This window comes from Mesorhizobium sp. WSM4819, assembly GCF_055811215.1.
The window spans coordinates 146,517-172,785 of record NZ_JBVVQO010000005.1; the positions used below are offsets into that span (position 1 = coordinate 146,517).

Sequence of the window (26,269 nt, forward strand, 5' to 3'; positions counted from 1 at the left end):
GTAGAACGAAAAAGGTTGATGGGAAAAACATGAAATACATCGTCTCAATTCTGTTCACGGTCATGACCAACGCCGCCGCGCAACTCATGCTGAAGCAGGGCATGATGTCACTCGGTCCGATTTCCTTCGAGGGCAGCAATCCGTTGCTGAAGCTGTTGCAGGTCGTCTTCAGCCCATGGGTTTTCTTCGGCCTGTGCACCTTCGTCATCTCGATGGCGGCGCACATCTATGTGCTGTCCAAGGTAGAGCTCAGCTTCGCCTATCCGTTCCTCAGCCTCGCCTATGTCGCCGTTGCGATCTTCGCCTATTTCATCTTCCGCGAAGACCTCAATGGCTGGCGTATCGCCGGCATCGCTTTCATCTGCGTCGGCACGGTGCTGATCGCCCAAAGTGGCAGGGATCTGGGTGGCCGGGATTTGGATAGCCGGGATTTGGGTGGTCGCGGGAATGACGAGGAAACGGCCTCCTTTTCGTCCGACAAGATTCAAAGTGGGATCGTTCGATGAGACATGTGATCTTCGGCGGCGACGGTTTCGTCGGCCGCCACCTTGCCCCGAAACTCCTGGCCGATGGCGAGGAGGTGGTCGTCGCAGATATCGCCAAAAGCGACCTGCCGCATTACCGCTCGGTCCGATATGTCCGGTGCGACGTCACCGATCCGGCCTCGGTCGCTTCGGTTGGGCTGAAGGCCGACGACATGGTCTACAATCTGTCGGCGAAAATGCTGTCGCCGATCCAGGTGCGCGCCAGGCGCCACGAATTCTTCTTCCCGGTGAATTTCCACGGCACCGAGCACATCATGCAGGCGATGGACAGAGCCGGCGCGCCCAAGCTCGTCCATTACACGACCGACATGATCTACGGCCACACGGTCACGCAGCCGATGACCGAGGAGCACCCGGTCGCGCCGCTCGGCGAATATGGCTGGTCGAAGCAGAAGACCGAGGAACTGGCCGTCGAATGGCGCAAGCGCGGCATGTCGATCTCGCTGTTTCGGCCGCGCCTGATCATCGGCCCCGGCCGCCTCGGCATCCTCGAAAAGCTGTTCAAGCTGATCGACTGGAACCTTCCGGTGCCGACGATCGGCTCGGGCAAGAACCCGTATCAGTTCATCTCGGTGTTCGACTGCGCCGAGGCGGCGCGCGCTGCGTGGAAGGCCGGCGTGCCTGATGAGGCTTATAATCTCGGCTCGCTCAACCCGCCGCCGGTCCGGAAATTGCTCGGCGACCTGATCAGGCATGCCGGCTCGAAATCGATCCTGATCCCGACCCCGGGCTGGGCAGTCAAGCGAACGCTCGACCTGCTCGACCTCTTGAACATGCCGATCATGGATCCGGAGCAGTATCTGATCGCCGACGAGGACTGCGTGCTCGACGTGTCCAAGGCCGAACGCCAGCTCGGCTGGGTGCCGCAATATCGCGACGAGGACATGCTGATCGCTGCCTACAGCGAATATCGCGCCAAGAAAGACGGCCATGCTGTCGCCGCCAAACATGTGCCCGCCGAGTGAAGGGCCAGCAGGAGATTCTTGAGATGACCGTCATGACCAAGCCAGACCACACGACTGCGCGCGCCACGGTCAGCGCGGCACTTTCGCCCGCCACCACCGCCAAGCCCGATCTGATCAGCGTCGAGCAGGCCAAGGCGATGGACGTCGCGCGCATGACCGACCTGTTCAAGGCGCATCTCAACCCCGGCCAGCTGCATTTCATGAAGCTGCTCGGCTTCCACAAGATCAAGGTCGAGCGCGCCGAAGGCATGTTCTACATCGACCAGAACGGCCGCAAGATCCTGGATTTCTTCGGCGGCTTCGGCTCGCTGGCCTTCGGCCACAATCATCCGCACCTTCTCGAGGCGCGCAAGAAGTTCCAGGAGGAGAAGCGGCAGGAGATCGCCATCGCCTTCATGTCGCAATACGCGGCGGCGCTGGCGCACAACCTCGCCAAATGCTCGCCCGGCGACCTCGACATGGTGTTTCTGGGCTCTTCCGGCTCCGAAGCCATGGAGGCGGCGGTGAAGCTCGCCGAGCGCGCCGCCGGCCCGAAGCGGCCGAAAATCGTCTATGCCGAGAATTCCTTCCACGGCAAGACCAAGGGCGTGCTGGCGATCACCGACGGCTCGCTCTATCGCGCCGACTTCAAGATGGCCGACAATGTCATGCGCATTCCGTTCGGCGACGTCGAAGCGGTCGAGCGCACGTTCCGCTCCGATCCCGAGGTCGGCGTCATCGTGCTCGAAACCATCCAGGGCGGCGGCGGCATCATCCAGGCGCCTGCCGAATACTGGCAGAAGCTGCGTGCGCTATGCGACCAATACGGTGTTCTGTGGGTCGCCGACGAGGTGCAGTGCGGCTATGGCCGCTCCGGCCGCTTCTATGCCTTCGAGCACTACGGCGTCGTTCCGGACGTCACGGCGCTGGCAAAGTCGCTCGGTGGCGGCAAGGCGGCGGTCGGCGCGATGATCGCCAGGCGCGAGGTCTACATGAAGGCCTATGGCACGCCGAAGACGGCGATGATTCACGCCATGGCCACTTTCGGCGGCATGGGCGAGGCCTGCGTCACCTCGATCGAGGCGCTCAACGTGCTTTACGACGAGGGGCTGATCGACAACGCCGCGGTCACCGGCGACTATCTGCTGCAACGCCTGCAGACGTTGCGGGAAAAATACCCGAAGATCATCAAGGAGGTCCGCGGCAAAGGCCTTATGGTCGGGCTGGAATTCCACGACTTTTCGCAGACCTTGCCGATGGTGCTGCGGCCTGTGGTCAGCGTGCTTGACGACAAGCTGAAGGGATCCTTGTCCGGTTTTGTTGGTGCTTTGCTGCTGCGTGACTACGACGTGCTCGTTGCCTTCACCGAATACAACCGCAACGTCATCCGTCTCGAACCGCCGCTGATCTGCCAGCGCGAACATGTCGACCGCTTCGTCGAGGCGCTCGACAGCCTGTTGTCGCGCGGCATCGTGTCGATCGTGAAGGATTTCGTCAAAAGCCAGGTTCGTTAGCCAGGTGCGCCGAGCGAGACCATGCTGAGCAAGTCTCCGGCTCCGACAAACCTGCTCGACCGGCTGACCAAGGCCGGTCTGGCATGGGGCGAGGGCACCTATGCGCGTCTTGCCGCACCGATCGGCGCGGCTGCCTTCGCGCTCTACATCCTGCTGACCGCGGCTACGGCATGGTTCATGCCTGACGCCAATTGGGACATGCTGCCCTACCTTGCGATCGCCGAGGAGGGCACCTATCGCGATGTGCAGGCGCTGCACGATTATGCCTATGGCACGGTCAGGGACGGCCTGTCGGCGAGCGACTACAAGGCGCTGACCGATGATGGCGGCGGCTTCCGCAGTCATATGGCCGGGAATGCCGCCGATTTCCATTCGCTGCTCGGCATGTACCGGATCAAGTTCCTTTACGCCGAGATCCTGTCGACGATGAGCTCGGCGATGTCGCCGGTCGCGGCGATGCGGCTGCTGCAGGTGTTCTCGGTGCTGCTGTTCGGCGCGATCGCGCTGCTCTGGCTGCGCTCAGAGGGCGCGCTGGCGCTGGCGCCGGTTCTCGGCGCGGTGCTGATGATGGCCGATTTCGGCGACGCGGCGCGGGCGTTGACGCCTGACCTGCTGTGCTCAGCGCTGTTCCTCGGCGGGCTCTTTGCCTATCGGCGCGGTCGTGAAGTGGCCACCGCGATCCTGCTCTTCCTCGCTTTCATGGCTCGGCCCGACAATATTGTTTTCCTTGCTATTTTTGCCGTGCTGCTGTTGGTCTTCCGGCAGAAGGCGTGGGGCGCGCTGGCCGGCTTTGCCGCCTCGCTCGTCGCCTATTTCGCCATCTCCCACTGGGCGCAGCATCCCGGCTGGTGGCCGCATCTGTGGTTCTCCTCGATCGAGCAGCACTACAATATGGCCGGCTTCGATCCGCCGTTCTCGGCTGTCGCCTACCTCCGGGCTTTTGCCGTCTCCCTGATCCGTGCCGTCAGCCTGAACAACTGGGTCGGCGTCTCGGTGCTGGCGCTGGCGGGGTGGTATGCCTCAAGCCGTGCCGGCTTCAAGCTCGACCGCCGCGCCGGCATTCTGTTTGCGGCATTGGTGCTCGGCGTATTGGCCAAATTCACGGTCTTCCCGATCCACGACACCCGCATCTATTTTCCCAATCTGATCCCGCCGTTCCTGCTGCTCGCCGGGCCATTCATGGCGTTGTGGGCATCAGCGAGCACCAAAGGGCGCGGCGCCGCGCCATTGCACGTCATTCCTGGAGACAAGTCATGAGTTCCGTTTCCAGCCTGGCGCGCATCGCGCTGTCGCTCGGCCTCCCCGCTGGCATCCTCGATCGCGGGCCGTCGCTGCGCGGTACGAAGTTCCTGGCGAAGGCCGCGCTGAAGGCGCGCCTCAGTGGGGCAAAAAGGCGGTTCCAGATGGTCAATATCGGCGCCTGCGATGGCGTGTTGTTCGACGATGTGACGCCGTGGCTGCACCGCATCCCGCACGCTCGCGCCGTACTGGTCGAGCCGATCCCGCACAACCAGAAGCGGTTGCGCGCCAACTATACCGATACGGGTCGCTTCATCATCGAGCCGGTCGCGGTGACGAAGAGCAAGGGAACGATCACGGTCCACACCTTCGATGCCGCCGCACTCGAGGCTGGCACGCTGCCGATCGAGTTCATCGGCTGCTCGTCGGTGACCGACACCAATCTGATGTCGGGCAAGAATGCCTGGGGCCAGGCCGATGCCAACTTCAACAAATTCGCGCCGCACCTCAGGGATATCGAAGTGCCGTCGGAGACATTGCAGACGCTGCTCGACCGCAACGGCATCACCCATATCGACGCCTTCCTTGTCGATTGCGAAGGCGCCGACTGGATCGTCTTCGAGCAGCTCGACCTCGAGCGCTACCGTCCCGGCATGATCAAGGTCGAGGTTGGTGCGTTGCCGGCGGCCGAGATCGGCCAGGTCGTGGTCAAGTTGAAGACCGCCGGCTACCAGGTCGGCTTCCAGGCCGAGGACATCTGGGCCTTCGCCTGAGGGATAGCCCCGGAGCCCGATAGCACCTGATTTTTGCGGGTCGCGTCGCACTTGCAGCGTGTCGCAAACAGGCGGTAGCATGGCGGCTGTCGCCTGCATATTGTGCGCCGATCAAACGGGCGCCGGTGCCCGCTTTACCACTTTGGAGTCGCGGGCAATGGCAGGGTTTCCGGAAAAGGCGAAGGTCGTCATCGTCGGGCTGGGCGGTATTGTCGGCGCATCGGTCGCCCATCACCTGATCGAGCGCGGATGGGACGACATCGTCGGCATCGACAAGTCGGGGATCCCGACCGATATCGGCTCGACAGCGCATGCTTCCGACTTCTGCTACACCACCAGCCATGATTTCCTGTCCTGCTGGACGACGCTCTATTCCATCGATTTTTACGAAAAGATGGGTCATTACGCCCGCATCGGCGGCCTTGAGGTTGCCCGGGTCGGCGATGACGCCCGCATGGCGGAGATCAAGCGCAAGATCGCCTCGGCAAAGGCTTTCGGCACGCGTGCCCGCCTGATCGAGCCGGCCGAAATCAAGCAGAGATTCCCGCTGATCGAAGAAGAGATGGTGCAGGGCGGGCTGTGGGATCCAGATGCCGGTCTTGTCATCCCGCGCTCGCAAACGGTCGCCGGCAAGCTGGTCGACCAGGCGGAAGCCTCCGGAAAACTCAAATCCTTCGCCAACACGCCGGCCAGGTCGCTCGTCGTGGAGAACGGTCGCATCAAGGGCGTGGTGACCGATCGCGGCACCATCGAAGCCGACTACGTGATCGTTTGCGCCGGTATCTGGGGCCGGCTGATTGCGGAAATGGTGGGTGAGGACCTGCCGGTCATGCCGATCGACCATCCGCTCACCTTCTTCGGGCCCTATACCGAGTTCGCCGGCACCGGCAAGGAGATCGGCTGGCCGCTGCTGCGCGACCAGGGCAACTCGGCTTACATGCGCGACACCGGCGATCCCAGGACCGCCGAAGGCGGGCAGATCGAGTGGGGCTATTACGAAGAGACCAATCCGCGACTTTGCCATCCGCGCGACCTCCTGGAGAAGGACCAGGCCCGTCTATCGCCCTCGCAGCGCGACCTCGACATGGAACAGATCCTGGCGCCGCTCGAGCGCGCCATGGAACTGACGCCGATCCTGGGCGAACTGGGCTACAATGAAAGCCATTCCTTCAACGGGCTTCTGCAGGTGACGGCAGACGGCGGCCCCTCCATGGGCGAGAGCCAGAAGGTGCGGGGCCTCTGGTATGCCGTCGCGATCTGGGTCAAGGACGGCCCCGGCATGGGCAAGCTCATCGCCGACTGGATGACGGACGGCCGGACGTCGATCGACCACCACGCCATCGACTATTCGCGCTTCTATCCGCACCAGACGCAAGAGCAGTTCATCTGGGACCGCTGCACCGAAACGGCGATGAAGGTCTACAATCCGGCCGTCCATCCGCGCGAGCCCTTCTCCAAGGCTCGCGACGTGCGCCGCTCGCCCTTCTGGGAGCGCGAGAAGGAACTCGGCGGCTATTTCATGGAACTCGGCGGCTGGGAGCGCGCCCATGGCTATGCCGCCAACGAGCACCTGCTCGAGAAATATGGCAACCTCGTGCCGGTGCGCGAAAACGAGTGGGACAACCGCCATTTCTGGCGCGTCTCCAATGCCGAGCATCTCGCCATGAGCGAGGATTGCGGCATCGTCAACCTGTCGCATTTCGCAATGTACGACGTGGAAGGCCCTGATCATGTCGCGCTGATGGAGTGGCTGTGCGCGGCCAGGATCGGCGGCGACGGCAATATCGGCAAAGGCATCTACACCCATTTCCTCGACGACGAGGGCATGGTGCGCGCCGACCTGACCGTCATCCGCATGGCCGACCGCTGCCGCGTCATCGACGGCGCCGATGCCGGCCCGCGCGACTTCCACTACATGCGGCGGACGGCAGAAGACAAAGGGTTCGATGTCGCCATCACCGACGTGACCGAAAAATACGTGACCGTCGGCATCTGGGGTCCGAACGCGCGCTCGACCTTGCAGAAGGTCGTCGAGGACCCGGACGGCCTGACGCCGGAGAATTTCGCCTTTGCGGCGATCAAGCCTGTCGGGATCGCCGGCAAGGACGTGACCGCTTTCCGGATCTCCTATGTCGGCGAGCAGGGCTGGGAACTGCACATGCGCTACGAAGACGGCCTGGCCGTATGGGATGCTTTGCGTTCGACCGGCGTGATGGCTTTTGGCGTCGAGACCTATGCCAACAGCCGGCGCATGGAGAAGAGCCTTCGCCTGCAGAATGCGGATCTTTTGACCGAGTACAATCTGCTGGAGGCCGATCTTGCCCGCCCAAAGGTCAAGGAGGCCGATTTCAGCGGCAAGGCAAATCATCTGGACTATCGCGCCCGCGCGCATCAGCCGGCCATGCTCTGCACGCTTGTCATGACGGATAATGTCGATTCCAACGGCGTGGCCCGCTATCCCGTCGGCACGATGCCGGTGATGGACCCGCAAACGGGTGAAACGCTGGTCGACGAACTCGGCCGCCGATCCTTTACGACCTCGGTCGCCTACGGCCCGACCATCGGCAAGAACATCGCGCTTGCCTATCTGCCGTGGGCGTATTGCCAGGAGGGCCGCAAGCTGGATGTCGAATATTTCGGCGAGACATACCCGGTCGAAGTGGCCGCCGTCGGCTACAGGCCGCTCTACGACCCGGAGAACCTCAAGCCACGCAGCTGAGCCTCCCACAATAGAGGGTGAGAGGCGGACTCGCAAAATGTGAGCGCAAGGACTTAAGGCGCGTCACGTTTTGTGGGGAGTCATGCGCAGCGCCTTAAGTTCTCGTTTTTATGCAAGTCGTTGCCCAAACCCGCTGCGCACCCTTGGTTCAAGCCCGAGGGCATGCTTTTGGACGACATGCATTAGCCCGGCGCTGGGCTTTTCGCTTTGTGGCGTGACGATTTTCGCTTACCTTGCGGCATGTCTGCTTTTCCCCGCGCAGGACATCTCCTCTCAGGCGCCGCCGCGCTGGTGCTGATGCTCGTCCAGGCGCCGGACTCCCGCGCTGCCGAACCCGTCGACGTCGAACTGGTGTTGGCGGTCGACGTTTCGCTGTCGATGTCGCCGGCCGAACTCGAAATCCAGCGTCGCGGCTATGTCGCTGCACTGACGCACGACACGGTGCTGCAGGCCATCGCCGACGGCGCCTACGGCAAGATTGCCGTCACCTATGTCGAATGGGCCGGCACGACCTGGCAGCACATCATCGTGCCGTGGACGGTGATCGCCAATCGTGCCGACGCCGAGCGGGTGGTCGAGCAGCTCTCCGCCCATGCGCCCAACAGCGCGCGGCGCACCTCGATTTCCGGAGCCTTGCAATTCAGCAGCGATCTCTTCGCCGAAAGCGGCTTCCAGGGCGTCAAGCGCGTCATCGACATTTCAGGCGATGGCCCCAACAACCAAGGTGCTCCCGTCGACATCATCCGTGACGAACTGGTCAGGCAAGGCATCACCATCAACGGCCTGCCGCTGATGACCCGGGGCGGCTTCACCAGCGTCTACGACGTCAACTATCTCGACCGCTATTACACCGACTGCGTCATCGGCGGGCCCGGCGCGTTCATGATCCCGGTCAATGAGTGGACGCAGTTTCCCGAAGCGATCCGCCGCAAGCTGGTGCTTGAGCTCGCCGGGCCTGCCTCACCGCAAAGGGCGGCGGAAGAAGCAGCGCATCCGCCGGTGGTGCTGGCGCAGGACAAGCCGGCCACCGACTGCCAGGTCGGCGAGAAAATGTGGCGCGACCGAAGCTGGATGTTCGACACCCGCTAGACTTCAATCGCCATCCGCCAGAGGTACGCGCGCAAAATATTGCCTTGTCTTGTCTACGCGACCAGCAACTGCTTGCGATCGACGCGCTCCTGCTGCGGCGAGCGCGCATAGAGCTCGCGATAGCATTTGGAGAAATGCGAGGCGGAGACGAAGCCGCAAGCGACCGCCACTTCGACCACCGGCAGCGATGATTGGATCAGCAAGTGCCGGGCCCGGTCGAGGCGGATCTCCAGATAGTAGCGGGCAGGGGATCGTCCCATCTCGGTGCGGAACAGGCGCTCGATCTGCCGGCGTGACAGGTCGACATGGTCGGCGATCTCGATCAACGACAGCGGCTCGGACAGGTTTGCTTCCATCAATTCGATGATGGTCAACACCTTGGAGTTCTGCACGCCAAGGCGTGCGCGCAGCGGCAGGCGCTGGCGATCGGTCGGGCTGCGCACGCGGTCAGTCAAGACCTGCTCGCAGACCCTGTTAACGAGATTGTCGTCGAAATCGTCGCCGATCAGCTTCAGCATCATATCGAGCGCCGCGGTGCCGCCGGCGCAGGTGTAGATGTTCTGGTCGATCTCGAAGAGGTCGGCAAAGACATTGGCCTTCGGGAACGCTTCGGAAAAGCCCGGCAGGTTCTCCCAATGAATGGCGCAGCGCTTGTTGGACAACAGGCCGGCGGCGGCCAGTATATGAGCGCCAGTGCACAGGCCGCCGATGGCGACGCCGCGATTGTATTCCTCGCGCAGCCAGGCGAAGGCCGATTTGTTCTGATAGCGCTCGACATTGATGCCGCTGCAAACGACCGCCATGTTCGGCCGTTCGGGGCCGGACATCTTCTTGCGTTCGTCCTCCAGCGAGGTGTCGACGGCGCATTCGACGCCGTTCGAGGCGCGCACCGGCTTGCCGTCGATGCTGGCGAGCCGCCAGCGGTAGGCTTCGTAGCCGAGCATCCGGTTGGCCGAGCGCAACGGATCGAGCGCCGTTGCAAAGGCGATCATGGTGAAATCGGGGACCAGGAAGAATACAAACGATCGCCTGATCGGATGATTTACGACGTTCACAGGGTAACCCTCACGCTGCAATGGCGCGAACAGGATGTCGCGATCAGCATAGCGACATCAGGAAAAACTTTTCCTGTCAATCGGCTAGGCGGCAACGGATACACTTTATTTGCGACATGGGTCGCAAATGGGCAATCGCTAGGCGATGACGACCAAACCTGCTGCCGGATTGAGCGCATTTCGCATGAGGTCGGGGCATGACCAAGCACGCCGCCTCGGCAAACCGAAGCGGCGTTGTGATCAACTTCGAAGCAGCAGCAGCGAGCGCCGCTTGCGAGCTTGGCAGATCAGGCGACGAAGCCGAGGCGTGCGGCGGCCACGGCGCCGGTCTGGCCCGGCATGGTGTTGGCAAGGCGCTGGCGCTCGAGCGCGGTCGTCAGGCTCATTTCACGGCGAGCAAAAAGGCGGGCAAAAAGCTTCATCATCATCTCCATTCGGTTGCTCAGACGGGTCGCCTTCGCGTGATGGAGTGGGGCAGCTCGTTGGCTGGCGCTGATATAGGCTTACGTGAAGGGAAACTAAATCGCAAAAGCGAAGCACTTGATAGGAAAAGCGACACGGCATGCGACGTATTTGGGCATTCCGCCAGATTAATGATCACTTACAATGCGTTAGTTCAAAATTTGAGCTGTTATGTGGCCCGGTCATAGGCACCATGCAACGACGGCATGGCTCGGAAATGGCTGCAAAATAAAAAGGCCTGCCGGACATGGTCTGTGCGGCAGGCCTTCAGCTTTTGATACACACGATCTATTTTGCTCCGCCAGCCCAGGATCCAACGCCGTGGCGAGTGCCGGTCTTGGTGTCGGCGGCTTCAGGCCAGCCGATATCCTTCTGCAGTTCGATCGGCAGAGAGTGGATGGCGCGTTCGGTCTGGTAGCGGGCGCGGGCCGCGCTGAATTCGGTCGCGATGCGACCGATGGATGACAGGATAGACATTTCAATTCTCCTTTAAGTTTGGGCCGGGGTGCCGGTCGCTCGGCGGACCAAGCGCTACACCCGGTTTGTTCAGCTTCATTTCGTGTCGATTGCAGATCAGTGTCATTGCCGTCCGCCTTCGATGGAGTTGACTATCCTCCCAAAGTGATGTTCAATCAAACGAAATGGAATGATAGTTTGCATCAGAAAAATTGAAGGTCGATCCCGATGAACGCCCCACTCAATCATCCGTTGCCGCTGCTCGATCTCGACGTCTTGCGCACCTTCGTGGCGATCGCCGAGACCGGCAGTTTCACCACCGCTGCCAGTGCCGTCTTCCGCACGCCGTCGGCCGTCTCCATGCAGATCAAGAAGCTTGAGGACATTCTCGGCCGCTCGGTGTTTGCGCGCGACGCCCGCTCGGTGACGCTGACCACGGATGGCGAGATGCTGCTCGGCTACGCCCGCCGGCTGTTGTCGATCAACCGCGAGGTGGTGTCGAAGTTCATCATCCCCGACATTGTCGGGGTGGTGCGGCTCGGCTCGCCCGACGATTATGGCGAGCGCGTGCTGCCACACGTGCTGAAGCGTTTTGCACAGTCGCATCCTTCGATCGCCGTCGACGTGACCATCGACCAGAGCATCAATCTGCGCCGGCGCATGGACGACCGGGCGCTCGACATCACGCTTCTCACCAATTCCTACAAGACCAGCGCGCTCGGCGCCGAAGTGCTGCTCACCGAGCCGATCGTCTGGGCCGGCGCCAAGGGCGGCTGCGCGCATCTGCGCGAACCGCTGCCGGTGTCATTGTGGGAAGAGGGCTGCGCCTGGCGGGCAGGCGCCCTCGAGGCGCTTGGGCGTGAGGGCCGCAACTACCGCGTCGCCTATATGAGTGCGCACACCGCCGGCCAGCGCGCCGCAATCATGTCCGACCTCGCGGTGGCGCCGCTGCCGAAATCGTTCCTCGGCAGCGACATGGTCGAGCTTTGCCCGAAGGACGGCATGCCCGACATCGGCACCTACAATCTGGCCATGGTCGTGGCGCCGGACGCCAGCGCGCCAGTGAAAGCCGTTGCCGATCACATCCGCGCGACCTTCGAAGTGTTCAAAGAAACCGGAAAGTTTTGATTTCAGGACTTCGACGGCGCAGACAGGTTGTGAGTGGAGACTTCACGACCTGTCCTTTGCAGTGCCAATTCGCCGGCATTGGCATGATAGCTTTCGCTGTCGCTGGCTAAAAACGTCACGATGCTGTCCCGCGCGCGCCGCGCTTCTGGCATGTCGATCAGCGGCCAGGCATGGAACATGCCTTGCTCGTGCACAACCTCTATCGCGACACCGGCGGCACGGGCCTTTTGCGCGAAGATCAGATTGTCGGGGGTCAGCATGTCGCGCGAACCGGTCAAAAGCAGCGTTTTCGGCAACACCGAGAGGTCACCGTAAAGCGGACTGATGCGCCAGTCGCTGGGATCTATGCCGGCACTGTAGAGCCGGACTGCCTCCAGCCCGCCAGGAATTCCCAGCCACGGATCGTAGCGTTCCGCCTCGAACACTTCGGGGTTGGCGAGCGACAGATCGAGCCCGGGCGAAATCAGCACATGGCGCGACGGCAATGGCAGGGCTTCCTCCGCGGCCATCATGGTCAGCACCACGGCCATGTTGCCGCCGGCGGAATCGCCAATGAAGACGATGTCCTGCGCTTCCGTTTCGTCGAGCATCTGACGGTAGACCTCGCCGACCATGCCGAACATGGCGTGGAAATCGTGTTCGGGAGCAATGGGGTAGATCGGCACGGTGATGCCGAAGCCCAGCCGGTCGGCCATATCGGCGATCAGTCCCCAGTGATAAGACGTGATTTGAAAGACATAGGCGCCGCCATGCAGGTAGAGGATCCGCTTTCGCTCGCCGGTCTTCGGCGCGATCTCGTACACGGGAAAGCCGTCCACGCTACGCGTCGCGATCTCGAAACGCTGATGCAGCGATGCGGGCGGCTGATGGTTCTCCGTCTTGCGGGCGTAGGCGATCCAGCGCTGCAGGTTTTCCGGGCTGGAAAAGGCTTTCTTGCGGCTATACCTGAGCACGAAGGAAACGACGTGGCTTTTGATACTGGGCATGCGGACACACGGACTTCGGCTGAGCCGACTAAGAGAACCCCCTCGCAATCGAAGATCGTGCCTTCGCCCAGAATGTCAAGATTTGCGCGGTCTCAACACGGCCCTGTGATCTGGCTGGCAATCAAGGCCAGCGCAGCATCGCTCAGCGCCTGGGCAGCAGTACGGCGCGCAGCCGACGGTCGCTTGCTGCCGGAGCCGGATGACGGTTCCGGCGCTTGGCCAGCAGCTTGCATTTGTCGGCGAAGGTCATCAGCGCGCCGAACCCAGAAGCAGGGCCGATAAGGTGACCTGCGGGTCGTTGCGCGGCGACACGGGCCAGCCGATATCCTTCTGAATTTCGGGCGGCAGGCTGTTCATGGCCCGGACCGACCTGTTCCTGTTGTGCGCATGCTTGATGACCGTACCAAAGCGGCCGAGGCTTTCGAACATCGACATCTTCATCTCCCTTGGAGTGCTGCGGCGGCTGAAAGTTATTTCCTGCCTGCCGTTCGATGCCGGTTAAATGCGCCGCGTGTGTATCGGGCGGATTTCGCGAAAACAGCGCCTTGTTTCTGTTTGGGCTGATCCGGAAACATATGCATGCAAATGAGAATGAGGGTGAGTGCAGCCTATAGCAGCGGGATGCTACCCCCGGCCGCGTCGGGCGGCGTGGCCTTCGCGCGAACGACGCCGTGGGGCGGCATCGCCGGCAATGCCGTCCTCGCTCACGGTCTTGCGCGGCGGCAGCTTCACCGCCGCCGATAGTTTCGGGAACGGGTCGATCTTGTTCGGCAGCGCCATGGCATAGACGAAATGCTCCTGGAATCTCGGCTCCAGCGCCGTCTCGATCTTCTCGATCCGGCTCACTGTTTCCTCGATCTCGCGGCGATAGCCGCGATTGAGCAGCGCCATGCGCGCACCGGCACCGGCGGCGTTGCCGACGGCCGAGACCTTATCGAGATCGCAGTCGGGAATCAGTCCCAGCACCATGGCGTATTTCGGATCGATAAAGGAGCCGAAGGCACCGGCGAAGTGGATGCGGTCGACATGATCGGTGTGCTGCTTTTCCATCAACAGCTTGGTGCCGGCGTAGAGGGCCGCCTTGGCGAGTTGGATTGCGCGCACGTCGGTCTGGGTGATGGTGATCCTCGGCTCGCCTTCCTTCAGCACGTAGGAGAAGGTGCGGCCATTGGCGGTGACGCGCGGCGAGCGGGCGCAGAGCCCACCGTCGACGACGCCGTCCTCGGAGATGATGCTGGCCAGGTACATCTCGGCGACCACCTCGATGATGCCGGAGCCGCAGATGCCGGTGACACCGGTTGCCTGGACGCTGTCGAGGAAGCCGGGCTCGTCGGACCACAGTTCCGAGCCGATGACGCGGTATTTCGGCTCCAGCGTGTCGGGATCGATGCGGACGCGCTCGATGGCGCCGGGCGCAGCGCGCTGGCCGCCGGAGATTTCCGCGCCCTCGAAGGCCGGACCGGTGGGCGAGGATGCCGCCACGACCCGCTGGCGATTGCCGAGCACGATCTCGGCATTGGTGCCGACATCGACGATCAGCATCATCTCGTCCTGGCGGTGCGGGCCTTCCGACAGAGTCACCGCAGCCGCGTCGGCGCCGACATGGCCGGCGATGCAAGGCAGCATGTAGAGCCTGGCGCCCTGGTTGAGCTTCAGGCCGATATCCGACGCCTTGATGTGCACGGCGCCCGAGACGGCCAGCGCGAAGGGCGCGCCGCCGAGTTCGGTCGGGTCGATGCCGAGGAACAGATGGTGCATGATCGGATTGCCGACGAAGACGCAATCCAGGATGTCGTTGCGCTGGACGTTGCCTTCCGCGCAAACCTTGTCGACGAGACCCGAGATCGCCTCGCGCACCGCGACCGTCATGCCTTCGCGGCCGTCCGGGTTCATCATCACATAGGAAACGCGGCTCATCAGATCCTCGCCGAAGCGGATCTGCGGGTTCGACGTGCCTGACGAGGCGGCGACGCGGCCCGACAGCAGCGACACCAGATGCATGGCGATGGTGGTCGAGCCGATATCGCAGGCAAGCCCGTAGGCCTCGTTCTTGAGGCCGGGCCACAACGAGATGACCCGCGCGGTCTCGCTGTCGGCATCCTTGTGGATGGCGGCGGTCGCGGTCCAGTTGCCTTTGCGCAGGATGACTTGCACCTGCGGCAGCAGATGGAAATCGAAATCGAGGCTGTTGAGCCCCCAGTCCTTCATCAGCGCGATCTTCAGGCGATCGAGATCGCCTGATGGATTGTGCATGTCGGGCTCTTCGATCTCGACATAGCACATGTGGATTGCCGAATCGCGGGCAATGACCCTGGTGTCGGCATCCTTGCGAATGGTCTGAGCGTTGATGACCGTGTCCTGCGGCACGTCCACGACGAGATCGCCGAGGATCTGCGCCGAGCAGGACAGGCGGCGCCGTTCGGGAAGGCCGCGCACGCGTTCGTAGCGTTCCTCCTTGGCGCCCTTGGGCGAGATGTGGTCGTTGGAAGAGACGATCTTGTGCTTGGCGAAATTGCCTTCCTGCACCTCGACCTGGCAGCGCCCGCAGGTGGCGCGTCCACCGCACACGCTCTCGACATAGACGCCGAGCTGGCGTGCGGCATCGAGCACCGGCGTGCCGACCGGAAACCGCCCGCGCTTGCCGGACGGCATGAACAGCACGAGTGGATCGGTGATGTTGGCAGGAGAGTTCACGATTGCGCGCTATCCTCGGGCCATACGGGCTTCACGACCCCCGCGCCGGCGACCGCCATTGCCATTGCCTTCGCCCGGCGCATTGACTTGCGTGGGCGCCGCGATCGCCTGGCCGCTTTCGGCCAGCTTGTAGTCCTTGTAGGTCCTGATCCAGTTGGTGCAGTTCTCGTCGGTGCCGTTCAGCACATTGGCGCCGCGCACCGCTTCCATCTCTTGCGGACGCACCGGGTTCATGATCGCCGAGGTCATGCCGGCGCCGATCACCATCGGGATGAAGGCAGCATTGATGCCGTGGCGGTGCGGCAGGCCGAACGAGATGTTTGACAGGCCGCAGGTGGTGTTGACCTTGAGCTCTTCACGCAGCCGGCGCAGTAGGGCAAAGACCTGGCGGCCGGCGTCGCCGAGCGCACCGATCGGCATGACCAGCGGGTCGACGACCACGTCATGCGCCGGAATGCCGAAATCGGCGCAGCGCTCGACGATCTTCTTGGCGACGGCGAAGCGCACATCCGGATCCATCGAAATGCCTGTCTCGTCGTTGGAGATGGCAACCACCGGGACATTGTATTTCTTGACCAGCGGCAGGATGGCTTCGAGCTTTTCTTCCTCGCCGGTGACGGAGTTGACCAGCGGACGGCCCTTGGCGACCCTGAGCGCCGCCTCGATCGCCGCGGTCACCGAACTGTCGATCGACAGCGGCAGGTCGACCAACCCCTGCACGATTTCCAGCGTCTGCACCAGCAGGCCGGGTTCTGTCTCGTTCGGGTTGACCGAGGTGACGCCGGCATTGACGTCGAGCATGGTCGCGCCGCAGGCGGCCTGTTCCAGCGCGTCCCTGATGACGGTATCGAAATTGCCTGCGATCATCTCGGCCGCGAGCTTCTTGCGCCCGGTTGGATTGATGCGCTCACCGATCACGCAGAAGGGCTGGTCGAAGCCGATGATGATTTCTCGTGTCGCCGAGGCGACGATCGTCCGGGTCATGCAATCTCTCCCTCGTGATATAAAGACTTCTTTATATCGTTTCTGTTTTCGATCAAGCGAATGGTGGCGTCCGCGCCATCAATGCGCGGTCTTGACCATGTCGACCTGCGTTTCGGTGATCTCGTCGTGCAAAATGTGGTCGAGCCGGTCGGCGACGAGCTGATCGTCGCGGCGGATTTCGCGTTTCCAGGGCTGGCGCCCCTTCAGCACGCCCGATTCATCGACGATCTCGGCGACATATTCCTCCTGGCGATAGGCCATCACATGGACGCCGCAGACGCCGGGAATTTCTTTCACCTCGTTGATGATATCGATGCAGAGCTGCTTGCCTTCCTTCTTCTGGTCCTGGGCGCCTTCCAGCCGCTTGACGATCGAATCGGGGATATGAATGCCCGGCACGTTTGAGCGGATCCATTTGGCGGTCTTGGCCGAGGCCAGCGGTCCGACGCCGCACAGGATGAAGCATTTTTCCGTAAAGCCGAGATCGCGGACCTGCTGCATGTAGGTGCGGAACATCGGCACGTCGAAGCAGTACTGGCTCTGCACGAATTGCGCGCCGGCGGCGATTTTCTTGCCCAGCCGGTAGGGGCGGAAATCGATCGGCGGCGCGAAGGGGTTGATCGCCGCGCCGAGGAAAAGCTGCGGCGGCGTCGTCAGCTTGCGGCCGGACAGGAACTTGCCGTTGTCGCGCATGATGCGGCAGGTTTCCAGCAGTGACATGCAGTCGAGATCGAATACCGGCTTGGCGCCTGGCTGGTCGCCGGCCTGCACGCCGTCGCCGGTCAGGCACAGCATGTTGGCGACGCCCATCGCCGCCCCGCCCAGCACGTCGCCCTGGATGGCGATGCGGTTCCTGTCGCGGCAGGCGATCTGCATGATCGGGGCATAACCCATGCGGGTCAGCAGCGCACAGATGCCGACCGACGACATGTGGCAGTTGGCGCCCGAGGCGTCGACGGCGTTGATGGCGTCGACCCAGCCGTCGAAGATTTTGGCGCGGTTGTAGACGTCTTCCGGATCGGCGCTGTCCGGCGGGTTGAGCTCGGTGGTCACGGCGAATTCGCCGCGCCTCAGGACGCGCTCCAGCCGGCCGCGCGAGGTGTGGCCGGGCAGGGGGTCGAGCGGCAGATGGATGCCGGCCGGGTTCTCGTCGGGCTGGCGGCCGATCATGCCGGTGCCCCAGGTTTTGGAACGTTGCGCGCGGCTTCGCGGGCGGCGGCGGCCTGTGCGGTCACCCGCAGCCATGCCGAGGTCTCGCGCAGCGACTGGTCGACCGGCTTCTGCACGTCGAGGATCTTGTCGCCATGCACCATATTGCGTGAACCTTCCCAGGCCTTGACCCAGACGCACGGCATATCAGGCTCGACCTCGCAATTGCCGTTGGCGCGCACACCGCCGCAAGGGCCGTTGCGCAATTGCTTGGGGCAATTCATCGGGCACGACATGCCCGTAGAAGAAAGGACGCACTGGCCGCACATGCGGCAGTCGAACATAAAACCCTTGACGCGTTTTTCGACGAATTTGATCGGACCTTCGACGCGGCCGTAACCGATGCGCTTCCACAGCGGATGGAGGAGCAAAAACATGTCGGAGAACCTGGCGTAGAACCATTCGAGCAGTCGCGAGTGGCGGACGGACCACAGCCTGACTGCGAAGGAGCGCTGCACGCGCCGCTGCGGCGACACGTCGGCCGGCTTGTAGTCGGATTTCGGCGCTGCCTTCTTGACCAGAGTGGCCTGGGTAATCGCCGGGGTCGTTTCAGACATCTTCTTTTCCGCCCGCCTTGACCAGAGCGACCAGCCGCTCGCGGTCGTATTTCGCGTCGATGTCCTGAAAGGCTTTTTCCGCCTCGCCTTCAAGATCGTCGCTGACCGGCATGGGGTCGGCCTTGCGCCATTCGGCAAGGTAGTCGTCGGTGCCGCCGGCGCCGGTGCGCATCGCGCACATGTCGATCGCCTCGGTAAAGCGCAGCGGCAGTTCGCGCTTGGCGTTCTGCCGGCCCTTCTTGACGATGACCTGGGCGGGGATGTCGCGCCAGTAGACGACGATCAGATCGGCCATGAATTTCCTACTCCTCGCGCATGACCCCGAAAATCGGCATCGATTTTGGAAAGGATCATGCGCCGACTTAAAGTGCTACAGCGTCCATTGCGCGTCCAATAGGACGCGCGGCGCTGTAGTGAGTGCGAGCATTGCCGGAAGCGCTGTCGGGCTGCTTGTTATGGGACGACGCGCGCGCATTCAAAAGCGACGCAATTGGCAGCCGCAACGGAAACGCGAAAATATTCGATGCTTGGCCTGGTTTTGATCAGCCGGCGCGACGATCGAAGCTGCCGACTAGCTTCCTGTGGAAGCGGATATAGCCTCGCTCGGTCGTGCGCAGATGTTCGGCGACAATTTGGTGGAAACGCGGCAGGCGGTGAAAGGGAACGGCCGGATAAGCATGGTGCTCGGAGTGGTAAGGCATGTTCCACGCCACGAAGCGTACCAGCCTTGTGGTAAAGGTGGTGCGGGTGTTTTCGAGCATGTTGGCGACATGCGGGCAGAGCGCGTGCTCGGCCAACAGATAGGCCCGCAAAAACGGCTGACCGACGAGCACCGGCACAATCCAGACCCACAACAGCAGCGCCGACTGCACGGCCAGGGAGACTGCCAGCAGCACCGCATAGGCGATCAGAAACCAACGCGCTTGCGAAATCACCTTGTCGCGGCCCTTGTCCGGCACGAAGCCGTCGCGGTTGCGGCCGGCGGCGTTGACGACGATCACGCGCGCCATGCCGCTCCAATAGGGGATCCCGGAGAGATAGCGCACATACTGGCCGATGGTCTCCGGTTTCGGAGCCATCAGTTCGGGGTCATTGTCCGGATCGTGCGTGTGACGGTGGTGCGCGAAATGGAAATAACGGAACCATGCCGGCGGCAGCAGGATCAGGAAGCCGGTGACAGTGGCGATGGCGCGATTGAGCCACGGCGTCCTGAAGGCGGTTTCGTGGATCGTCTCGTGCAACAGCGTGAAGAAAAAGACGACCAGGATTCCCTGCGGCAGCACGAGAACCGGCCAGAACGGAATGCGGGCGGCGATCAGCGCACCCAGCACCACAACCAGCCCGCCGTGAACGGCCAGCCGGACAATCCCGGGCCTGTCCAGTTTGGCGGTGAGGTCGCGACGATCCTCGACCGAAAGGCTGGCGATGATGGTGCGGTGGTCGATTTCGCTCATAAGTGCCAAGCTTATCGCCAGGGCGCTGTCCGGTAAATCGGCGCTCGTTGCCAGACGCCGGTTTTTGCACCGGTCCAGCGATGGAACCAGATCTCGGATAGTACCATTGTTTCCAAGGCAGGCCGCGGCGCGGCGCCCGCAAAGACATAGTGCTAGTCGTGAAAATCTAACGGTTGATACCCAAATCGAATTGCAGCGATGGGCGGTTAACTGCCGTCCGTGTCGCCGATTGGAACGCACAGGCAGCGCCATACCAGACCTTCGTGGTCTCACTTGCGAAATCGTTATCCGCACTCAATCCAGAAATCTAGTGATTGGACTTGACGCGCTACTTCGGGACGAGCGACCCGGCGCGGCTTCCTGGGGTTGGATGAATCGCGCCGTTTCGGCCGGGTCGTTATGTGGCTCATTCGAGCGCAATAGAGCGCGACTCGCGATCACTCTAGGCTGGTCTTGCCGAGCTGAGTGTACCAAGTAGCGTTGTCCCAAAAGCTCGTGATCTTGATGATCCGGCCTTCCTTGTTAGTTTCCAGAATGAACAGATGGCGCAACCAATACTCCTTGCCTTTGTTCGTGATTCCAAACGCGTCCTTAGTCTGCTTTCCGCCGATGTGAACATCCACGAAGGCAACGTCACCGCTCTTGTCCTCCCAGATTGTGTTAACCTCGTTGCGCAGGTCAGGGAAAGCATCGATCAGCGTCCGCCAGACCGGCACGCCATCTTTGAGGACATTGCCGGAACCAGCGTCACCGAAAGGCACGTAGACGAACGTGGCATTCTCGGTAAAAAGAGTGGTCATGGCGTCTACCTTCCGATCGCGGTAAGCGTCGAAGAATCTCTTTGCCGCTTCCGCTGCATTTGCCGCTTCCGCTGCAGCGACCGCGAAGGCAGACAAGGTGATTGCGATCAGCACCGCCGCCGAAATCCGAGCTGGGTGTAATTTTTCCCGTGTCCTGAGTGAATGGAACGTCATCATCTCCTCCCTGAATTGTTGACTGCAGCAGATTGTCCAAAACGGCAGATCAGGATTCTACTAAATCGAGGAACGTCCTCGCTTCCTTGATGTCCGGCGTCGCGAAGCCCTCTGTGAACCAGCCGCAAACCGGTGCGAGAAGGTCGTGGGCCCTTTGCCGCTCGCTTCCCTGGACCCAGAGTCGGGCAAGAGATGTGGCGGCTCGCAGCTACCAAAGCTTGGCGCGTTGATGTTGGGCCACGTAAGCGCGTGCAGGAAGGAAGCCTCGGCCTTCTCGTCCGCCTTCAAGTCCAGGAGCAGTTCGCCCTTGCGGAGGTGCAACTCAGTCTCGTTCCACCGCTCGTTGGTCTCGGTGATTAATGCGAGCCCTTCCTCGATCCTGTCGAGTGCCGCGCGTGGGTTGCCAAGCCTGCTGAGGGCGCTGGCGAGCATGAGCAGCCAGCGTGGCACAAAAAGCTTAGCGTCGTGGCCACGCCATTCGACTATGCCGTCACGCATTTGAGCAAGACCGCTATCCGACTCACCCGCCTGGATCAGAACCCAACCCTTGAGAATGACCCCTGCTGTACGCCAAAGTGAGAAACCGTGCTCCGTACTGATTGAGATCAGTTCATCGACAATGGCCTCATCCGCACCAAAGTTGCTGTCGCGCTTATACGCGCCGAGATCTCTCGAATAAGTGCAAAACAGGGCCGATTGGAACAGGCCGAACGCCGCGGATGGGCTGTGCCGGTGGTGCCTTATAGCCTGTAACAACTCGGTGTATTTCTCGAATGCTTGATCGGGATAACCGAGGTGCAGCAGCGCGTGGGCGATATAGCAAAGGTTTGCGATACGGGGATCATAGGCGAATCGATAGGCAAGCGCAGCGTGCTCGTTCGGATCGTACAGCGCCAACGACGCCTCCATATGCTTGCGTCCTGCATCAAAATCTCCCCGGTGCACCGACGTGATGCCGACGCACCGGTGTGCGATCATGATTGTGGCCCGATCGCAGTCGCATTCGGCCCTGCGCAGCATCGATGTCGTCGTTGCCAGCGCAGCATCGAGTTGACCACGCAGGAGGTAGACGAGATACCGGCCGTAATCGGCCACGCTGCGCAGAGTGATGTCGTCCACTCGCTCGCACAACTCCTCGGCTCGCGCGAACGCCGCTGCGGTGGCCGGCGACGACCAACCTTTGGCCGCCATAAAGGCGGTGCCCAACGCAACCTGCATATCCAGCTCCAGGCGGACGCGCTCCTGAGTGTCAGGTAGCGTGCGGACAAGTCTTAGCCCATTTTCCAGGTGCGCGATCGACTCCAAAATTGCAGAGCGCTGGATCGCCGATTGCGCGGCTTGCCACCAGTAGCTGACTGCCCGCTCGATAAGGCCTGCCTCGGTGCAGTGATGGGCAATGATCTCCGGCAAAGCCTCGGAACCCGCTGCCACACGCTCTTCGAGAGCCGCGGCGATGCGCGCGTGCATCTGCTGCCGCCGAGTTTTAAGAAGGCTGGAATACGCCGCATCCTGCACAAGCGCATGCTTGAAGCTGTAGGTCGCTTCCGGCGGCGCACCGCGGCAATAGATCAGCTCGGACCTGCAGAGCTGGGCCAAAGCGTCCTGCAGTTTGCCTTCGTCGTGCGGCGCCACGGCGGCCAGCAGATCGTGCGAGAATTCGCGGCCGATTACAGCCCCGATCTGCGCCACCTCCTTGACCGGCGCCAGGTGATCGAGGCGAGCCATTAGCGAGTCGTGCAGCGTAGCCGGGATTGCCAGCGGCGGGAGAGTTCCGGTCAACTCGAAATGATTGCCGACGTCCCGCAAAAGGCCTGACTCCAGGACTGTCTTGGTCAGTTCCTCAACGAATAGCGGAACCCCGTCAGTTCGCGCCATGATCTGGTCCAGAACCTCGCGCGGTAGCGCCTTGCCGCGTGTGACGCGGAGAGCCACGGCTGCGCCGTGCCGTCGCGTGAGACGAGAAAGCGAGAGCTGGGTCACATGGGCATGGCTGGTCCAGGGTGGGCTGAATTCCGGCCGGAAGGTGATCAGAACCAGTGCCGGCAGACGCTGGACCCGCTCAATTACCAGGCCCAGCAGCTCTAGTGTCGAAGGGTCGATCCAATGCACATCCTCGTATACGGCCCTACACAGGCTTCTGCTTGGCTAGGCCGGCGAGCTGCTCGACCAAGATTTCCAGCGTGCGTTGCTTGATGCGCTGTGGCGGCAGATCGATTGGTGGGTAGCGTGTTTCGGTTGGGATCGCAAGCAGAGCGGCCAGTACTTGCGCCGCCTCCCGGTCCTGCTCGCCGCCCCGAGCGAGCAGAGTTTCAAGTTTATCGAGCTTCATCTCGGCGGTGTCATCACGGTCGAAATGCGCCGCCCGCTCCAAAAGTCCGACCACCGGATAAAGCGCACTGTTGGTGTGGTACGGCGAGCAGTAATTGCTGAGCGGGATGTACGATTCGTTGGCCAAGTGCTCGCGCAAGGCGCGCACAATGCGCGACTTGCCAATCCCCGGCTCCCCGGAGAGGAGGATCACCTGTCCTTCATCTTCCTCCGCCCGCGACCAGCGTTCCAGAAGCAGAGCCAGCTCCTGCTCGCGGCCAACGAGCTTCGTCAGCGCGCCGGTGTGGAATGCCTCGAAGCGGCTTTCGGCCCGGCCCTCGCCTCTGACGGAATAGGCTTTCAAGGCCGTCTCGAAGCCCTTCAGAACCTGTGGTCCCAGATCCTCCAACTCGAACAGATCGCCCAGCAGATGTCTTGTGCTCTCGGCGACAATTACGCTGCCCGGCCGGGCCAAGTCCTGCAGTCGCGAGGCCAAGGTCGGCGTCTCGCCGACCACCGCCCGCTCGCGCGCTTCCTTGTCGCCGACAAGCTCACCGACCACCACGAGACCCGTCGCGATCCCCACCCGGCCCGCAAGCGGCTTGCCATCCGGCGCCCGCAGTTGCGCCACTGAACTGGCAACCGCCAAGCCTGCGCGCACCGCCCGCTCGGCATCATCTTCATGCGCTCGTGGCCAGCCGAAATATGCCAGCACACCATCGCCCATGAATTTCGCAATGTGTCCCTCGAAGCGGGTAATCTCGCCTGCGCAACAATTCTGGTAGCCTCGGATGATCTCACTCATCTCCTCGGGATCGACCCGAGCCGAAATCGCGGTGGAGCCGACCAGATCAGCGAACATCACGGTCAGTTGCCGCCGCTCGGCACCGGTTGGGGACGCCGGTGCCGACGCAAGTTCGGCGACTTGAGTCAAGGCTTTGACACCTTCAGCTGAGATTGCAGAGGAACTTTCCCGCAGCTCGGCAATAGCCTCCAGAAGCTTCCGGCGGTGCCCTACCGAACTGACGCCGATGTCCTTGAGATCCTCGGCCGTCAGCCGCAGGAGCACTTCGGCCTCGACGTTGTTCTCACGAAAGGCCGTGCCGTATTGCTGCAGCCCTAAGCTGCGCAGCCACTCCTCAATGTCCATGTCCCACTTCCGCGGTGGAGACGCCGGAGGGCTCCTTCGGCAACAGTCCGGCAGTCTTACACAACTGGGGTCCTATGCAACGTCATGGAAGTTGTGGCCGACGGGCTTCTAGCGGCCGGCGTGTTAGCGAGGTAGGCGGATCAACCGTCCGGTCTTTGAACCCTGCCGAATTTCAGATCGCTGGAACGAACGGCAGATCCCCACAGCTGTCCTTAAACCACGCCCGCGCCAAGGTCGCGAAAGGGTCACGACGTTCCCTTGACCTCTCATCAGGGATGGTCCGCAAGGGGTCGTCTCGCGTCCTTCTACGTGTGTACCAAGCGTCAGGACTTCACCACCAGCGCGTGGGTTCGCTTTGGACCGCCGGGTTAACCCTGATCATCGGCCTGGGGATCAGGGCAGCGGGCTCAGCGCCTGAGCTCAAGGATGTCGAGCTTCGATTCGTGATAGGGGGCCGGGAAGTCGATGCGCCATTCGTTGGCGCTGTTGCGAAAGGCATAGCCGACCTGGTCGCTTTGCGGGCCGCTGCCATAGGGTTTTGCGGGATCGTTGTTGACAAAGAAGGAGCCGAGATAGATCGCGCGCTTTTCGCCGTCGTCGAAGAAACGGCCCTTGGTGCGTTGCGAACCGGTGCGCTTTTCCAGCATCCAGCCCGAACCATCGTCGCTCACCTTGCACTTGAACCAGCCATAGATGACGAGCGGGCTCAGTCCGCCGGCCTTGATGGTGCGGCACTGCCAGCTGCCGGCCAGGTCCTTGCCGGAAAACGCGACCAGCGGCCTTGCCAGCAAGGCGTCGAGCTGCTTGACCTCGGCGTCGTCGCCGGCCCTGGCTTCATCAAGGGCTGCCTTGCGCGTCTCGTCATATTTGTCGAGCCGCACCTTGTCGGCGGGCGTGATCAGCTTCTGCACCTCGCCATCGGCGAGCGCGGGCAGGGCGAAGCAGAAAACGCCTGCGGCAATCAGGAGGCGAGCGATCATCGGTGCGTTTCCCCGTCGACGGCTGGAACAGCGTGTTTTCTCGTTTGGCATCCAACTTACCGGTTCGCGGCGGCCTGTCATCCGTGCTTAACAGCGGTCAGCTTAAAACTCGTGGTTTTGCCGATGCGGATCTTGCTTACGGGGTCGTCAGGCTGGCTGGGCAGCGCGCTCGCGCCGCGCCTGCGGGCGCTTGGCCATGACGTCATCGGGCTGGATCCGGTCCCGTCGCCGCAAACGCAGATGATCGGCTCGGTCGCCGACCGTGATCTGTTGATGCGGATGGTCAGGGAAAACCGCATCGAGGCGATCGTCCACAGCGGCGCGCTGCACAAGCCTGACATCGAACACCAACGTAATGAGGATTTCATCGAGACGAATGTGCGCGGCACGCTCAACCTGCTCGACGCGGCGGTGTTGTCAGGCGTTCAGCGCTTCGTCTTCACGTCGACGACCTCGCTGATGATCTCGAAAGCGATACGCGCCGGCCTCACCGGCGGTGCGCGCAAGGCCGCCTGGCTGACGGAAGACATGTCGCCCGAGCCGCGCAACATCTACGGCGTAACCAAGCTTTCGGCCGAACATCTTTGCCGCCTCTATCACATCCAGTCCGGACTGCCGGTGATCGTGCTGCGTACCGCCCGGTTCTTTCCCGAGGCAGACGACATGGCGCATGCGATCGAGCAGTCGGACGCCAACACCAAGGCCAATGAGCTGTTGTTCCGCCGGCTGACCGTGGACGATGCCGCAGAGGCCCATGTCGCGGCGCTGGAGAAGGTGCCGCAACTGGGCTTCGATATCTTCATCGTCTCGGCGCCAACGCCGTTCCGGCCTGACGATTGCGAGGCATTGATCGCTGACGCGCCACCCGTCGTCGCCCGCTATTTTCCGGAATTTCCGGCGCTCTATGCGCGAAAGGGCTGGACGATGTTTTCTTCGATCGATCGTGTCTACGACGCCTCGCGGGCGCGGGACAGGCTGGGCTTCGTCTGCAAGACGAGCTTTGCCGCTGTGCTCGCCGCGCTTGCAGCGGAAGAAGGGGCGGCCTGATCG

At 62.3% G+C, this 26,269-nt stretch carries 24 protein-coding genes; 10 read left to right on the forward strand and 14 right to left on the reverse strand.

Annotation, left to right across the window (positions count from 1 at the left end):
* Positions 1-29 precede the first annotated feature (29 nt).
* From AC0L18_RS07225 to AC0L18_RS07255, 7 genes are all read left to right on the forward strand, one after another.
* Positions 30-506, forward strand: coding sequence for an EamA family transporter (locus AC0L18_RS07225; protein ID WP_473491294.1), 477 nt, complete (start codon positions 30-32; stop codon positions 504-506).
* Entirely contained in the window at positions 503-1,510 is a 1,008-nt protein-coding gene (locus AC0L18_RS07230; RefSeq protein WP_473491295.1) for an NAD-dependent epimerase/dehydratase family protein, read from the forward strand. The genes AC0L18_RS07225 and AC0L18_RS07230 overlap by 4 nt, the downstream gene beginning before the upstream one ends.
* Before the next feature lie 23 nt (positions 1,511-1,533).
* On the forward strand, positions 1,534-3,003 hold the full coding sequence (locus AC0L18_RS07235) for an aspartate aminotransferase family protein (protein ID WP_473491296.1): 1,470 nt from the start codon (positions 1,534-1,536) through the stop codon (positions 3,001-3,003).
* Positions 3,004-3,024: 21 nt separating this feature from the next.
* Positions 3,025-4,260, forward strand: coding sequence for a hypothetical protein (locus AC0L18_RS07240; RefSeq protein WP_473491298.1), 1,236 nt, complete (start codon positions 3,025-3,027; stop codon positions 4,258-4,260).
* On the forward strand, positions 4,257-5,015 hold the full coding sequence (locus AC0L18_RS07245) for an FkbM family methyltransferase (protein ID WP_287311018.1): 759 nt from the start codon (positions 4,257-4,259) through the stop codon (positions 5,013-5,015). The genes AC0L18_RS07240 and AC0L18_RS07245 overlap by 4 nt, the downstream gene beginning before the upstream one ends.
* Before the next feature lie 157 nt (positions 5,016-5,172).
* Entirely contained in the window at positions 5,173-7,734 is a 2,562-nt protein-coding gene (locus AC0L18_RS07250; protein ID WP_473491299.1) for a GcvT family protein, read from the forward strand.
* 240 nt (positions 7,735-7,974) lie between these two features.
* A complete protein-coding gene (locus AC0L18_RS07255; protein WP_473491300.1) occupies positions 7,975-8,823 on the forward strand; it encodes a DUF1194 domain-containing protein in 849 nt (282 codons plus the stop codon).
* A 53-nt stretch (positions 8,824-8,876) separates the two neighbouring features.
* Here the strand turns inward: AC0L18_RS07255 and AC0L18_RS07260 are convergent, their stop codons facing one another.
* A complete protein-coding gene (locus AC0L18_RS07260) occupies positions 8,877-9,878 on the reverse strand; it encodes a GlxA family transcriptional regulator (protein WP_473491301.1) in 1,002 nt (333 codons plus the stop codon).
* Positions 9,879-10,075: 197 nt separating this feature from the next.
* Between AC0L18_RS07260 and AC0L18_RS07265 the strand changes: the two genes are divergently transcribed.
* On the forward strand, positions 10,076-10,528 hold the full coding sequence (locus AC0L18_RS07265) for a hypothetical protein (protein WP_473491396.1): 453 nt from the start codon (positions 10,076-10,078) through the stop codon (positions 10,526-10,528).
* Between the two features lie 100 nt (positions 10,529-10,628).
* On the opposite strand, the gene AC0L18_RS07270 is transcribed toward AC0L18_RS07265, so the two are convergent.
* Positions 10,629-10,817: a hypothetical protein gene (locus AC0L18_RS07270; RefSeq protein WP_473491302.1), complete on the reverse strand. Its 189-nt coding sequence runs from the start codon at positions 10,815-10,817 to the stop codon at positions 10,629-10,631.
* 207 nt (positions 10,818-11,024) lie between these two features.
* On the opposite strand from AC0L18_RS07270, the gene AC0L18_RS07275 reads away from it, so the two are divergent.
* Positions 11,025-11,924 carry a LysR substrate-binding domain-containing protein gene (locus AC0L18_RS07275; protein WP_473491304.1) on the forward strand — a complete coding sequence of 300 codons (900 nt, stop codon included), beginning with the start codon at positions 11,025-11,027 and terminating at the stop codon, positions 11,922-11,924.
* Between the two features lie 2 nt (positions 11,925-11,926).
* Here the strand turns inward: AC0L18_RS07275 and AC0L18_RS07280 are convergent, their stop codons facing one another.
* The 12 genes from AC0L18_RS07280 to AC0L18_RS07335 form a co-directional block, all read right to left on the reverse strand.
* Positions 11,927-12,910: an alpha/beta hydrolase gene (locus AC0L18_RS07280; RefSeq protein WP_473491306.1), complete on the reverse strand. Its 984-nt coding sequence runs from the start codon at positions 12,908-12,910 to the stop codon at positions 11,927-11,929.
* 249 nt (positions 12,911-13,159) lie between these two features.
* On the reverse strand, positions 13,160-13,345 hold the full coding sequence (locus tag AC0L18_RS07285) for a hypothetical protein (RefSeq protein ID WP_473491307.1): 186 nt from the start codon (positions 13,343-13,345) through the stop codon (positions 13,160-13,162).
* Between the two features lie 189 nt (positions 13,346-13,534).
* Positions 13,535-15,604 (reverse strand): ASKHA domain-containing protein, encoded by a 2,070-nt coding sequence (locus AC0L18_RS07290; protein ID WP_473491309.1) that lies wholly within the window; start codon positions 15,602-15,604, stop codon positions 13,535-13,537.
* Positions 15,605-15,613: 9 nt separating this feature from the next.
* The gene (locus AC0L18_RS07295) at positions 15,614-16,588 is read right to left on the reverse strand and encodes a methyltetrahydrofolate cobalamin methyltransferase (protein WP_473491311.1); all 975 of its coding nucleotides are present in this window, start codon (positions 16,586-16,588) and stop codon (positions 15,614-15,616) included.
* A gap of 78 nt (positions 16,589-16,666) precedes the next feature.
* A complete protein-coding gene (locus AC0L18_RS07300; protein ID WP_027154501.1) occupies positions 16,667-17,758 on the reverse strand; it encodes a methylenetetrahydrofolate reductase in 1,092 nt (363 codons plus the stop codon).
* On the reverse strand, positions 17,755-18,354 hold the full coding sequence (locus tag AC0L18_RS07305) for a methylenetetrahydrofolate reductase C-terminal domain-containing protein (protein ID WP_027154500.1): 600 nt from the start codon (positions 18,352-18,354) through the stop codon (positions 17,755-17,757). Before AC0L18_RS07305 ends, AC0L18_RS07300 begins: the two co-directional genes overlap by 4 nt.
* A complete protein-coding gene (locus AC0L18_RS07310) occupies positions 18,347-18,649 on the reverse strand; it encodes a virulence factor (protein ID WP_128173850.1) in 303 nt (100 codons plus the stop codon). Before AC0L18_RS07310 ends, AC0L18_RS07305 begins: the two co-directional genes overlap by 8 nt.
* Before the next feature lie 247 nt (positions 18,650-18,896).
* Positions 18,897-19,808, reverse strand: a complete 912-nt coding sequence (locus AC0L18_RS07315; protein WP_473491312.1) for a fatty acid desaturase — start codon at positions 19,806-19,808, stop codon at positions 18,897-18,899.
* Between the two features lie 437 nt (positions 19,809-20,245).
* Positions 20,246-20,782, reverse strand: coding sequence for a nuclear transport factor 2 family protein (locus AC0L18_RS07320; RefSeq protein WP_473491313.1), 537 nt, complete (start codon positions 20,780-20,782; stop codon positions 20,246-20,248).
* 60 nt (positions 20,783-20,842) lie between these two features.
* Positions 20,843-22,891 carry a hypothetical protein gene (locus AC0L18_RS07325; RefSeq protein WP_473491315.1) on the reverse strand — a complete coding sequence of 683 codons (2,049 nt, stop codon included), beginning with the start codon at positions 22,889-22,891 and terminating at the stop codon, positions 20,843-20,845.
* A gap of 16 nt (positions 22,892-22,907) precedes the next feature.
* On the reverse strand, positions 22,908-24,239 hold the full coding sequence (locus AC0L18_RS07330; protein WP_473491316.1) for an adenylate/guanylate cyclase domain-containing protein: 1,332 nt from the start codon (positions 24,237-24,239) through the stop codon (positions 22,908-22,910).
* A 407-nt stretch (positions 24,240-24,646) separates the two neighbouring features.
* The gene (locus tag AC0L18_RS07335) at positions 24,647-25,219 is read right to left on the reverse strand and encodes a DUF4893 domain-containing protein (protein WP_473491318.1); all 573 of its coding nucleotides are present in this window, start codon (positions 25,217-25,219) and stop codon (positions 24,647-24,649) included.
* A 123-nt stretch (positions 25,220-25,342) separates the two neighbouring features.
* Here AC0L18_RS07335 and AC0L18_RS07340 point away from each other — a divergent pair, with 123 nt between their 5' ends.
* Entirely contained in the window at positions 25,343-26,266 is a 924-nt protein-coding gene (locus AC0L18_RS07340; RefSeq protein ID WP_473491320.1) for an NAD-dependent epimerase/dehydratase family protein, read from the forward strand.
* Positions 26,267-26,269: the final 3 nt, after the last annotated feature.

What these genes read in the sequence shown, in the direction of transcription:
- AC0L18_RS07285 (WP_473491307.1), bottom strand. Translation starts at nt 13,345, where the DNA reads ATGTCGATGTTCGAAAGCCTCGGCCGCTTTGGTACGGTCATCAAGCAT.
- AC0L18_RS07340 (WP_473491320.1), top strand. Translation starts at nt 25,343, where the DNA reads ATGCGGATCTTGCTTACGGGGTCGTCAGGCTGGCTGGGCAGCGCGCTC.
- AC0L18_RS07295 (WP_473491311.1), bottom strand. Translation starts at nt 16,588, where the DNA reads ATGACCCGGACGATCGTCGCCTCGGCGACACGAGAAATCATCATCGGC.
- AC0L18_RS07310 (WP_128173850.1), bottom strand. Translation starts at nt 18,649, where the DNA reads ATGGCCGATCTGATCGTCGTCTACTGGCGCGACATCCCCGCCCAGGTC.
- AC0L18_RS07305 (WP_027154500.1), bottom strand. Translation starts at nt 18,354, where the DNA reads ATGTCTGAAACGACCCCGGCGATTACCCAGGCCACTCTGGTCAAGAAG.
- AC0L18_RS07315 (WP_473491312.1), bottom strand. Translation starts at nt 19,808, where the DNA reads ATGAGCGAAATCGACCACCGCACCATCATCGCCAGCCTTTCGGTCGAG.
- AC0L18_RS07280 (WP_473491306.1), bottom strand. Translation starts at nt 12,910, where the DNA reads ATGCCCAGTATCAAAAGCCACGTCGTTTCCTTCGTGCTCAGGTATAGC.
- AC0L18_RS07275 (WP_473491304.1), top strand. Translation starts at nt 11,025, where the DNA reads ATGAACGCCCCACTCAATCATCCGTTGCCGCTGCTCGATCTCGACGTC.
- AC0L18_RS07265 (WP_473491396.1), top strand. Translation starts at nt 10,076, where the DNA reads ATGACCAAGCACGCCGCCTCGGCAAACCGAAGCGGCGTTGTGATCAAC.
- AC0L18_RS07250 (WP_473491299.1), top strand. Translation starts at nt 5,173, where the DNA reads ATGGCAGGGTTTCCGGAAAAGGCGAAGGTCGTCATCGTCGGGCTGGGC.
- AC0L18_RS07235 (WP_473491296.1), top strand. Translation starts at nt 1,534, where the DNA reads ATGACCGTCATGACCAAGCCAGACCACACGACTGCGCGCGCCACGGTC.
- AC0L18_RS07230 (WP_473491295.1), top strand. Translation starts at nt 503, where the DNA reads ATGAGACATGTGATCTTCGGCGGCGACGGTTTCGTCGGCCGCCACCTT.
- AC0L18_RS07270 (WP_473491302.1), bottom strand. Translation starts at nt 10,817, where the DNA reads ATGTCTATCCTGTCATCCATCGGTCGCATCGCGACCGAATTCAGCGCG.
- AC0L18_RS07225 (WP_473491294.1), top strand. Translation starts at nt 30, where the DNA reads ATGAAATACATCGTCTCAATTCTGTTCACGGTCATGACCAACGCCGCC.
- AC0L18_RS07255 (WP_473491300.1), top strand. Translation starts at nt 7,975, where the DNA reads ATGTCTGCTTTTCCCCGCGCAGGACATCTCCTCTCAGGCGCCGCCGCG.
- AC0L18_RS07245 (WP_287311018.1), top strand. Translation starts at nt 4,257, where the DNA reads ATGAGTTCCGTTTCCAGCCTGGCGCGCATCGCGCTGTCGCTCGGCCTC.
- AC0L18_RS07240 (WP_473491298.1), top strand. Translation starts at nt 3,025, where the DNA reads ATGCTGAGCAAGTCTCCGGCTCCGACAAACCTGCTCGACCGGCTGACC.
- AC0L18_RS07335 (WP_473491318.1), bottom strand. Translation starts at nt 25,219, where the DNA reads ATGATCGCTCGCCTCCTGATTGCCGCAGGCGTTTTCTGCTTCGCCCTG.
- AC0L18_RS07330 (WP_473491316.1), bottom strand. Translation starts at nt 24,239, where the DNA reads ATGGACATTGAGGAGTGGCTGCGCAGCTTAGGGCTGCAGCAATACGGC.
- AC0L18_RS07300 (WP_027154501.1), bottom strand. Translation starts at nt 17,758, where the DNA reads ATGATCGGCCGCCAGCCCGACGAGAACCCGGCCGGCATCCATCTGCCG.
- AC0L18_RS07320 (WP_473491313.1), bottom strand. Translation starts at nt 20,782, where the DNA reads ATGACGTTCCATTCACTCAGGACACGGGAAAAATTACACCCAGCTCGG.